Origin of the sequence: Streptomyces sp. C (assembly GCF_000158895.1) — a bacterium.
GTDB lineage: Bacteria > Actinomycetota > Actinomycetes > Streptomycetales > Streptomycetaceae > Streptomyces > Streptomyces racemochromogenes.
The window spans coordinates 6,918,771-6,928,678 of sequence record NZ_GG657750.1 but is presented as its reverse complement, the minus strand read 5'-3'; the positions used below and the strand labels follow the sequence as shown (position 1 = coordinate 6,928,678).

Genomic DNA, 9,908 nt, shown 5'->3' with positions numbered 1-9,908 from the left:
TGGCGCGGGTGGTGACGTACAGCTGGGGCGCGTCCGGGTCCGGGGCCGTAACGGGCCAGCACGACGCGGCGGTTCGGGGCGACGACGGTGCGGCCGCCCAGGACCCGGGGCAGGTGCCAGCGCAGCAGGTCGGGGGCGAAGTGGCGCAGGTCCTCGGCGACCGCTTCGGCGACGGCGCTCCCGTGCTCCGCGGCGAGGGCGGTCGGGTCGACGGTGGTCTCCGTGCCGGCGGCGGCGCAGGCGGCGCGCCAGTCGCCGGCCAGGCGGTGCGCGGTGGCCCGTTCGATCATCCCGGCGGGCACGGCGTAGCGGCGGATCCGCTGCCAGGCCGCCGCGTCGTCGGACGGGATCCCGCCGGGCGGCGCCGTGCGGGGGTTCTCGCTCACCGGTACACGCTCCCGATGGCCCGCAGGTCCGGGTGGGAGGCGCGGGCGGGGCGCAGCCGTTCGGCGAAGGAGCGCTTGAGGCGGCGGGGGGTGCCGGGGCCGAGGCCGACGTGTTCCAGCGGGGCGTCCTCGGGCAGTGCGGCGAGCAGGCTCTTGGCGCCCCGTCCGGTGATGCCGGTGTGGCGCAGTTCCAGGTGGCGCAGCGGGCTGCCGGGGAGGGCTGCGGCCAGGGCGTACGCGCCTTCGTCGCCGGTCTCGTTGCCGGCGGAGCCGAGGCTGCGCTCGGACATGGTGCGGCCGAGGTCGAGGGCTTCGATGCCGCCGAGGGCGTCGGCGAGGGCGCGGGCTCCGGCGACGCCGATGCCGTTGCCGCCGAGGCCGAGGCGGACGGGGCGGCCGGGGCCGGCTTCGGCGGCCGCGGCGGCGATGACGGCGGCGCCCTCGTCGCCGAGGTGGTTGGCCGGTACGTACAGTTCGCGGACCCCGGCCTCGCGGATCAGGGCGGCGAGCAGCGGCGCGGCTTCGGCGGTGAGGCCGTTGCCGCCGAGGTAGATCCGCTCCAGCGGGGTCCCGCGGTCGCGCAGGGCGTCCAGGAGGAGGCGTACGCCGTCGGCGCCGATGCCGGTGTTGACGAGGTCGAGGGTGCGCAGCGCGGTGTTGCGGCGCAGCAGTGCGGCGACCGTGCGGGCGCCGTCCTCGTGCAGGGGGTTGCGCTTGAGCCAGAGGGCGCGGACGGCGGTGTCGTCGGCGAGGGCCCCGGCGAGGGCGAGCACGCCGTCGGGGCCGATGCGGTTGCAGCCGAGGTAGAGGGTGTGCGCTCCGTGGCGGCCTCCGGCGCCGGCGAGGGCCGTCGCGAGGGTACGGGCGCCTTCGTCGGTCAGGGAGTTGGTGCCGAGGAGCAGGTGCGCGGCGTGCGGGGAGGCCAGGGCGACGGGCAGCAGCAGGGCCGCGCCGGCGGGGCCGAGGCCCTGCTTGCAGAGGTCGACGCGGCCGTCGGCGCGCAGGGTGCCGAGGGGGAAGGTCTCGTCGGCCTCGACGGGGTGCTCCTGCGCGAGGCGGGCGAGCAGCGGGCCGAGGCCGGCGGGGTCGGCCAGGGGCAGGTCCGGGTGCTCGATTGCGGGGCACCGTACGGGCGTCGGCCGTGTCATCAGCATTCCACCGGTTCCTTCGCCGGCGCCCGGCGACCCTGCGACTTCGCGGAGCCGCGGCAGGCCGGCACGCCGTCGCGCCGTGCTGCCGCCGTTCCGACATGACGGAAGAGAGAAGGCGAGACCGGTCGGATTCGAACCGACGTCCTCCAGCTCGATGCTTGGGCGCGACGACCTCTGCGCTACGGCCTTGCCGACGGTGATCATAGCGGCTCCGCGGCCGAAAATCGATCACCCGTTTGAATCGCTCGACCTACCCGGGCCTGCTGCCGACAGCCCTGAAGGTGCGGCGCGTCCCGCGACGGCCTCGGCCTCGGCCTCGGCCGGCGTCCGGGCCGGGTGGGTGACCTCCTCCTCGGGGGCGCGGCGGGCGGTGGTGCCGCAGCAGAGGTCCGTTCCCGGCGTCGCGGGGGACCTCCGGGGGCTACCAGTCCCCGTCCTGGACCGGCTTGCCCGGGCGTGGCGCGTTGCCGAGCGGGAGGACCTGGCCGGGCGCCGGGGGCGTCCAGGGCGTGTGGTCGTCGCCGATCCAGTCGCCGACGGGCTTGACCCCGGCGAGGGGGCCGGCCGCCGGAAGGTCGGTGCCGGTCTCGTCGTAGTAGTCGTACCAGGGCAGTCCGGCCCGGGTGTAGGCGGCCCGGTCCACGGGCGAGGGCGGCGCGTCCTCCCCCGTGATGCGGCGCCACTCGGGCGGCGTGACCAGGTGGACGAAGACCCGTGCGGCGGGCCGGTCGGCCCAGGCGGAGAGCTTCCGGTCGTCCTGGTAGACCTCCTGGCGCATCGCGCCGCCCACGCCGAGCCCCATGGCCGGGGCGGGGGCCCGGCGTGCGGCCGGGCGGGCGGGTGCGGCACCCGGGGCGGGGGCGGCCATCGCCATGGGGGCCGCCCCGGGCGGGGCCGGCATCGCGGGCGGCATCGCGGGCGCCGCGCCGTAGCCGCCACCGCCGTAGAGGTTCTGCGCGGCGGTGGCCTCGTTGCGCAGCCGCTCCTCCTCCCGCCAGGCGGCGAGGGCCTCGGGGCCGAGCGGGAACGCCTGGAGCTGCACCCCGCCGGTGACCTCCTCGCCGGTCACCTGCCCCTCGACCGTGGCGCCGAGGCCGAGCGGCACGGCCACGAACTGGCGCACCGTCCCCTTGCCGGAGTTGATCCCGTCGAGCCAGGGCTGGCGGGGCAGCACCAGGTAGTTCTGCGGCCTGCGTTCCAGCCGGCCGGTCCACCGCTTGCCGGAGACGGCGCACACCTTGCCCACGCCGACCTGGAGCGCGGCGGGCTCGTGCGAGCCGCCGAAGCTGAGCCACATGGCCTCGCGCAGGTACACCGGCAGCATCACCCCGCCCTTGGCGAGCCATTCCGGCGGAACGGTGTCCGGGTAGTCCTCGACCCGCCGCAGGGGGAACTCCCCCAGCCCGGGCGGGAGGGCGTGCGTCCCCGACTCGGGCAGGCGCAATGTCCGGATGAACCTGATCCGTACCGCTTCGCCCAGCAGGAGCGTGTTGCCCTCGATCCTGGCCGCGCCCATTTCCTCGTTCACCACTGCGGACAGCCCCCTTATCCCGCCACTCACCGGATCCGCCGGAAGATCCTCGGCTGAACCGGATCGTTATGCTCAAGTTTTCCTCAGATGTAGTGACGGTGCGGCCGTCACCTTCCTAGCTTCCTCATACACGTGCCCCCGCGCCCCCGCGGTTCCGCACGCCTGCCCCCGTTCCCGCGATGTCCCCCGGGATTCCGCGTTCCCGAGGAAAAGAGTTCAGCATGAAGGTTCCCAAGGCCGGTGCGGTCGCCACGGTGATCGCCCTCGCCGCCACCGCCTCCGGCTGTGGTGGTGAAGCCCCGAAGGAGCCCATCTCCATCGGCATCAAGTTCGACCAGCCCGGCATCGGGATGCGTGAGCCCGACGGCACCTTCACCGGTTTCGACGTCGACGTGGCCACCTACATCGCCAAGGAGCTCGGCTACAAGGCGAACGAGATCGAGTTCAAGCAGGTCTACAGCTCGGACCGGGAACTGCTGATCCAGTACAACGAGGTCAAGTTCGTCGCCGCGAGCTACACGATCAACGACAAGCGCCGTGAGAAGGTCGAGTTCGCCGGACCCTACTTCGTCGCCCACCAGGACCTGATGATCCGCGCCGACGACAACTCGATCACCAAGGCCGAGGACCTGAACAACAAGCGGCTGTGCACGGTGAGCGGCTCCACCTCCGCCGAGAACATCCGCAAGAACCTGGCGCCGAAGGCGAGCGTCCTGGAGCTCGGCGGCTACTCGGAGTGCCTCGTGGCCATCCGGGACAACACCGCCGACGCGATGACCACCGACAACTCCATCCTCGCCGGGTACGCGGCGCGCAAGGAGAACGCGGGCAAGTTCAAGCTGCTCGGGCTGAACATGAGCAACGAGAACTACGGCATCGGCCTCAAGAAGGGCGACAACGACCTTCAGCGGAAGATCAACACGGCGATCACCAAGATGGTCTCCGACGGCTCCTGGGAGGCGGCCGTGAAGAAGAACTTCGGCCCGGCCAACTACAAGTACGAGCCGGCGCCCCAGGTCACGACCGGCAACTGACGGACCCCGGGGCGGGGGCCCCGTCCGGGCCCCGCCCCGGTCGACCGCCGGCCTCCGCCCGGCCGCTACGCGAGCGGCGCCTTGCCGCGCAGCACGGTCAGGAACTCCCGCATCCAGGCGGGGTGGTCGGGCCAGGCCCGGGCCGAGACGAGGGTGCCGTCGACCACGGCCTCGGAGTCCCGGAACGCGGCCCCGGCCGCCTTCATGTCGGGCTCCAGCGCCGGATAGGCCGTGACCCGGCGCCCGTCCAGGCCGCCGCTCGCGGCGGTGATCAGCGGGCCGTGGCAGATCTGCGCGATCGGCTTGTCGTCCCCGGCGAAGGCGGCCAGGATGCGCCGCACCTCCGGGTCGTTGCGCAGGTACTCCGGCGCCCGCCCGCCCGGGACCACGACGGCCGCGTACTCGGCGGGATCCACGTCCGCGAAGGCGATGTCGGCGGGCCAGGTGTAGCCGGGCTTCTCGGTGTAGGTGTCGAAGCCCTCCTCGAAGTCGTGCACCACGAACCGCAGCTTCTTGACCGCGGGCGCCGCGATGTGCACCTCGTACCCCTCCTCCCGCAGGCGCTGGTACGGGTAGAGCACCTCCAGGGACTCCGCCGCGTCGCCGGTCACGATGAGGATCTTCACTGCCATGGGCCACTCCAGTGAGAGCTGTCGGCGCCGCGTCGGGCCGCCGGGGGCACCCGCTACCGTGCCCGGGGCCCACCGCGGACAAACACCAAGGTCCATGCGGCGGACACATGGTTTTTACTTGTACGGCACATGACAATAGGATCCTCGCTCTGCCACCAGACACCCCGCCAACTGCCATGGCGGGGACGGTGTTTGTGGAGAGGTATCCCCCACGTCATGAGAATCTCCCGTACCGCCCCCTGGGCCGCCGGGCTCGCCGCGGCCGCGCTGTTCCTCATACCGGCCAGCGCCACCGCCGGCCAGCACCGCACCACCGCCGACACCGCGCAGGCCGCTCCCCAGGCCTACCCGGTCACCGTCGACGACTACTACGCGCCCGCGGCGGGCAAGACCGGCGCCGCGCTGAAGACCGCGCTGCACGACATCGTCAAGACCCAGTCCAAGGTCACCTACGACGGCGTGTGGAACGCGCTGAAGGTCACCGACCAGGACCCCGCGAACCCCAACAACGTCATCCTGGTCTACTCGGGCCGCTCCCAGTCCAAGTCCACCAACGGCGGCGGGGTCAACGACTGGAACCGCGAGCACGTCTGGGCCAAGAGCCACGGCGACTTCGGCACCGCCACCGGCCCGGGCACCGACCTGCACCACCTGCGCCCCGAGGACGTGACCGTCAACAGCACCCGCGGGAACAAGGACTTCGACCTGGGCGGCAGCCCCGTGGCGGAGGCGCCGGGCAGCCTCACCGACGCCGACTCCTTCGAGCCCCGGGACGCCGTCAAGGGCGACGTCGCGCGGATGCTGCTGTACATGGCGGTGCGCTACGACGGCGGCGACGGCTTCGCCGACCTGGAGATGAACGACAGGGTCAACAACGGGACCGCCCCGCTCTTCGGACGGATCAGCCTGCTGAAGCAGTGGAACCAGATGGACCCGCCGGACGCCTTCGAGAAGCGCCGCAACCAGGTCATCTACGACACCTACCAGCACAACCGCAACCCGTTCATCGACCACCCGGAGTGGGTCAACTCCATCTGGTAGCCGCCCGCTCCAGGCCCCGGCGCTCCTTCGTGCGTGCCGATGGGCCGACCCTTCACCTCGCAGGGGACTTCTTCCCCGGAAGGTGTCACCGCCGGCCGGGCGCCCCCTCGACGAGCCGGCCGGCGAGGGACTGGAAGTCGGTCCAGGCGGCCTGCGGCGGGCGGGGGTCCCAGAGCTTCTGGGACAGGGCGGCCAGCGGCAGCCGGATGCCCGCGGCCACCTGGTCCGGGGTCTGCGAGGCGGCCAGGTCGCACCAGACGGCGAGGCGGCCGCCGAGCACCTGCGGGTCGTAGCGGGCCGGGACCGGGGTGGTGCCGCGCAGCACGAGCGGGGTCCACTGCTCGTAGATCCGCTTGCCGGTGGGGTAGGTGAACTGGTTGGGCTCGCCGAGCACGTAGTAGAGGTACTCGTCGTTGAGGTTGACCACCTTGCGGCCGGCGTCCAGGTACTCCAGCGGCGGGCGGGCGCCGATCTCCTTGCCCGTCCAGTACTCGGCCTGGATGTCCTGGGCGGCCTTGGCGACGCCGCCCCGGAAGAATCCGTCGTTCCACGCCTTGAGCGCCTTGCCCGAGGGCCGGACCACGGCCGCCCGGTCGTTCAGCCAGCCCGTCGCCAGGTCCTGGACCCGGGCGGTGGGCCCGTAGCGGGCCCGGGCGGCGCTCGCGAGGGCGGGGAAGGAGGCCTGGGGGTCGCGGACCACCAGGGCCTGGTACTCGTCGGCGCCCAGGTGCCAGGCGCCCGCCGGGAACAGCGGCAGGTACTCGCCCAGCAGGTCGTCCACGAGCTTCGCCGACGCCGGGTTGGATATGTCCACGGCGCCCTTGACGGCCCGGCCCGCCGCGTCGCGCAGTTGCAGTTCGGGGTGGACGCGGAGCACGGCGCCGAGGTGTCCGGGCGAGTCGATCTCGGGCACGACCGCGATGTGCAGGCGGGCGGCGAGCGCGTTGATCCGGCGCACCTCGGCCTTGGTCAGGTGCGGGGTCGAGACGATCTCGGGGTGGGTGGCGGACTCGATCCGGAAGGCCTGGTCGTCGGAGAAGTGCAGGCCGAGCTGGTTGAGTTTGAGGTCGGCCATCTCGCGCAGCCGGCCCTCGATCCACTCCGGGGTGAAGTACTTGCGCGCGATGTCGAGGTTGAGTCCGCGCTGCGGTTTGGCCGGGGCGTCCTTCACGGTGCCCTCGGGGGCCGAACCGGCCCCGCGTATCTCCTGTTTGAGGGTGCGGGTGCCGTAGAAGACGCCCGCCTCGTCCGGGCCGGTGATCCTGACCCGGCCGTCCTTGACGGTGAGGGTGTACGACTCCGCCGGGCCGGAGCCCTGCGCGGCGAGGTCGAGCTGGACGTCACCGGCCGCGCCCTGGTCCGACTCGGCGTACCCGAGGCCCAGTTCGCCGGCGAGCAGCTTCCCCTCGTCGGCCAGGGCCGCGCTGTCGGCGGGTGCGACGAGGACGCGGGCGCCGGGGGCGGGCTTCCAGCCGGGGCCCCGGGCGGGCACGTGCTCGCGTACGGACGGCACGGTGCGCGGGGCGGCGGAGAGGGGGTACGACGACGCGGGCGGCCCGGTCGGCGTCGGCGTCGGGGACGGGGAGACGGCGGTCGGGGCGGGGGCCCGGGAGCCGGCGCCCGGAGCGGCGCCGGTGCCGTCGGCTCCGGCGGAGCAGGCGGGTACGGCGAAGGCGACCAGCGTGGCGGCCGCTGCCGTCGCGATGGCCCGACTTCCGCGGAACCGCCCGGTCGTCTGCCTCATGTCGTGCACCGTGTCCCCCGTACCAACCTGGCACGGGGGACGCGGTCGCGCGACCCGGAGCGGCTCCCTACGCGGCGGAGCCGGCCCGCTCCAGGGCCTCCAGGGCGGCGGCGCCGAAGCCGTGGTCCTGCTCGGGGGCGCCACCGCCGACGCCGACGGCTCCGATCAGGTGGCCGTCGCGGTGGACGGGGAGGCCGCCGGCGATGAACAGCAGCGGCCGGTCGAGTGCGGTGGGCAGGCTGTGGAAGGGGCCGCCGGGCAGGACGGCCTCGGTGAGGTCGGCCGTGGGGGCGTTCAGCTGGAGGGCGGTAAAAGCCTTGCGGGTGCTGGTCTCGCCGGAGATCAAGACGGGCCCGGTGGTCGCGGCGGAAGGCCAGCGGGTGGCCGCCCGCGTCCAGGACGGTGACGCTGACGGCGACCCCGGCCGCCCCGGCGGCAGTGCGGGCGGCGGTGACGAGCAGCTCGGCGTCCTCGGTGGTGAGCGGGAAAACGGCGGTGCGGGACATGGGGTGCTCCTGTTGCGGTGTGGCGGTGCGGGTGGTGCGGGTGGGGTCAGTGGTGGACGGGGGCGGGCTCCGCGGCGGGGGTTGCGGCCGCTACCACCCGGCTCGTGTTCGCCGCGCCGTTCGCCGCGCCGTTCGCCGCGCGGCGGACCGTACGGCGCTCCAGGGCTCCGGAGACGAGGGCGAGGACGAGGGCGGAGGCGGCGAGGGCGGCGCCGACCCAGTTGGGGGCGGTCCAGCCGAGCCCGGCGGTGATGACCAGCCCGCCGAGCCAGGCGGCGAGGGCGTTGCCGAGGTTGAAGGCGCCGATGTTGACGGCGGAGGCCAGCGTGGGGGCGCCGGCGGCCTGGTCCAGGACCCGCTTCTGCAGCGGCGGCACGGTCGCGAAGCCGAGGGCGCCGATGAGGAAGACGGTCACGGCGGCGCCCGCCTTGTCGTGGGCGGTCAGGGTGAAGAGGGCCAGTACGACGGCCAGCGCGCCCAGGGACGCGTACAGCATGGGCATGAGCGCCCGGTCGGCGTAGCGGCCCCCGACGAGGTTGCCGGTGACCATGCCGAGTCCGAAGAGGACGAGCAGCCAGGTGACGGAGGTGTCGGCGAAGCCGGCGACGTTGGTCAGCATCGGGGTGATGTAGGTGATCGCGGCGAAGACCCCGCCGAAGCCGAGGACGGTCATCGCCATGGCGAGCAGTACCTGGGCGTTGCGGAACGCGGCCACCTCGTGGCGCACCCGTACGCCCTCGGGGCGGGGCAGGTCGGGGACGAGGCGGGCGATGCCGAGCAGGCCGAGCACGCCGAGGGCGGCGACGATCAGGAAGGTGACGCGCCAGCCGAGGTGCTGGCCGACGAGGGTGCCGAGCGGGACGCCGACCACGTTGGCGACGGTCAGGCCGGTGAACATCATGGCGATGGCGCCGGCCTTCTTCTCGGGTGCCACGAGCCCGGCGGCGACCACCGAGCCGATGCCGAAGAAGGCGCCGTGGGCGAGGGAGGCGACGACGCGTCCGGCCAGCATCACGCCGAAGGCGGGGGCGAGCGCGGAGAGCACGTTGCCGGCGATGAAGAGGCCCATGAGCAGCATCAGCATGCGCTTGCGGGGGACGCGGGTGCCGAGGACGGTCATCACCGGGGCGCCGAGGACCACGCCGAGGGCGTAGCCGGTGACCAGGAGGCCGGCGGTGGGAATCGGGACGCCGTAGCCGGCCGCGACCTCGGGGAGGAGGCCCATGATCACGAACTCGGTGGTGCCGATCCCGAAGGCTCCGATGGCGAGGGCGAGGAGCGCGAGAGGCATGACGAAGCTGCCCTTCAGGGTGCGGGGACGGGGTGGGGGGGCGCCGGGCGCGCATTTTTGCGCTCGCCGGTTACGTTCGCCCACATTAATTGCAGACGCGGGATATTTGCAAGCGCGGGCTATTGCGCGCGTGGCCTATCCTTGGCGGTATACGCGCGAGGGCACGCCTACGCCCACGCCCCCGCCACGCCCACCACGGAGGACCCCATGACGGCCACGGACAGCGCACTGACCGGCCTCGCCCAGGGCTGGTGTGCCCTCTCCCTCCTCCACGGCCGGATCGAGGCGCACATCGAGCGGGCCCTCCAGGCCGGCCACGGGCTGAGCGTGCGCGAGTACTCGCTGCTGGACGTGCTCAGCCGGCAGCACGGCGGGCCGGGCGGGCACCTGCGGATGCACCAGGTCGCGGACTCGGTGGTGCTCAGCCAGAGCGCGACGACCCGGCTGGTCAGCAGGCTGGAGGACCGCGGGCTGCTGAGCCGCTACATCTGCGACACCGACCGCCGGGGCATCTACACCGACGTCAGCGAAGCGGGCCTGGCCCTCCTGGACCAGGCCCGCCCAGACGAACGACGCCGCCCTGCGCGAGGCC

Annotated in this window: 7 protein-coding genes, 1 tRNA gene and 3 pseudogenes; 3 read left to right on the top strand and 8 right to left on the bottom strand. The window is 73.5% G+C overall.

What is annotated here, in order from left to right; translation table 11 throughout:
* The 4 genes and pseudogenes from SSNG_RS42510 to SSNG_RS31060 form a co-directional block, all read right to left on the bottom strand.
* Positions 1-386 (bottom strand): annotated as a pseudogene (locus SSNG_RS42510) (ankyrin repeat domain-containing protein); the annotation flags it as partial.
* Positions 383-1,534 (bottom strand): gala protein, encoded by a 1,152-nt coding sequence (locus SSNG_RS31070; RefSeq protein ID WP_042804400.1) that lies wholly within the window; start codon positions 1,532-1,534, stop codon positions 383-385. The pseudogene SSNG_RS42510 and the gene SSNG_RS31070, both read right to left, overlap by 4 nt.
* A 122-nt stretch (positions 1,535-1,656) precedes the next feature.
* Positions 1,657-1,726 (bottom strand) — tRNA-Arg (locus SSNG_RS31065).
* A gap of 232 nt (positions 1,727-1,958) precedes the next feature.
* Entirely contained in the window at positions 1,959-3,053 is a 1,095-nt protein-coding gene (locus SSNG_RS31060) for a hypothetical protein (RefSeq protein WP_042802407.1), read from the bottom strand.
* A gap of 236 nt (positions 3,054-3,289) precedes the next feature.
* On the opposite strand from SSNG_RS31060, the gene SSNG_RS31055 reads away from it, so the two are divergent.
* The gene (locus SSNG_RS31055) at positions 3,290-4,102 is read left to right on the top strand and encodes a glutamate ABC transporter substrate-binding protein (RefSeq protein WP_007267907.1); all 813 of its coding nucleotides are present in this window, start codon (positions 3,290-3,292) and stop codon (positions 4,100-4,102) included.
* Positions 4,103-4,167: 65 nt separating this feature from the next.
* On the opposite strand, the gene SSNG_RS31050 is transcribed toward SSNG_RS31055, so the two are convergent.
* A complete protein-coding gene (locus SSNG_RS31050) occupies positions 4,168-4,734 on the bottom strand; it encodes a DJ-1/PfpI family protein (protein ID WP_042802405.1) in 567 nt (188 codons plus the stop codon).
* Between the two features lie 216 nt (positions 4,735-4,950).
* On the opposite strand from SSNG_RS31050, the gene SSNG_RS31045 reads away from it, so the two are divergent.
* Positions 4,951-5,775, top strand: coding sequence for an endonuclease (locus SSNG_RS31045; RefSeq protein WP_007267905.1), 825 nt, complete (start codon positions 4,951-4,953; stop codon positions 5,773-5,775).
* A gap of 85 nt (positions 5,776-5,860) precedes the next feature.
* Here the strand turns inward: SSNG_RS31045 and SSNG_RS31040 are convergent, their stop codons facing one another.
* From SSNG_RS31040 to SSNG_RS31030, 3 genes and pseudogenes are all read right to left on the bottom strand, one after another.
* Entirely contained in the window at positions 5,861-7,519 is a 1,659-nt protein-coding gene (locus SSNG_RS31040; protein ID WP_042802402.1) for a glycoside hydrolase family 20 protein, read from the bottom strand.
* Positions 7,520-7,586: 67 nt separating this feature from the next.
* Positions 7,587-8,025 (bottom strand): annotated as a pseudogene (locus SSNG_RS31035) (heme-binding protein).
* A gap of 46 nt (positions 8,026-8,071) precedes the next feature.
* Positions 8,072-9,316 (bottom strand): MFS transporter, encoded by a 1,245-nt coding sequence (locus tag SSNG_RS31030; protein ID WP_007267903.1) that lies wholly within the window; start codon positions 9,314-9,316, stop codon positions 8,072-8,074.
* A 207-nt stretch (positions 9,317-9,523) separates the two neighbouring features.
* Between SSNG_RS31030 and SSNG_RS31025 the strand changes: the two are divergent.
* A pseudogene (locus tag SSNG_RS31025) lies at positions 9,524-9,908 on the top strand (MarR family transcriptional regulator); the annotation flags it as partial.

Bases quoted from the DNA above. Each gene is read 5' to 3' on its own strand.
- SSNG_RS31045 (WP_007267905.1), top strand. From the start codon at position 4,951: ATGAGAATCTCCCGTACCGCCCCCTGGGCCGCCGGGCTCGCCGCGGCC.
- SSNG_RS31060 (WP_042802407.1), bottom strand. From the start codon at position 3,053: ATGGGCGCGGCCAGGATCGAGGGCAACACGCTCCTGCTGGGCGAAGCG.
- SSNG_RS31050 (WP_042802405.1), bottom strand. From the start codon at position 4,734: ATGGCAGTGAAGATCCTCATCGTGACCGGCGACGCGGCGGAGTCCCTG.
- SSNG_RS31040 (WP_042802402.1), bottom strand. From the start codon at position 7,519: ATGAGGCAGACGACCGGGCGGTTCCGCGGAAGTCGGGCCATCGCGACG.
- SSNG_RS31030 (WP_007267903.1), bottom strand. From the start codon at position 9,316: ATGCCTCTCGCGCTCCTCGCCCTCGCCATCGGAGCCTTCGGGATCGGC.
- SSNG_RS31070 (WP_042804400.1), bottom strand. From the start codon at position 1,534: ATGACACGGCCGACGCCCGTACGGTGCCCCGCAATCGAGCACCCGGAC.
- SSNG_RS31055 (WP_007267907.1), top strand. From the start codon at position 3,290: ATGAAGGTTCCCAAGGCCGGTGCGGTCGCCACGGTGATCGCCCTCGCC.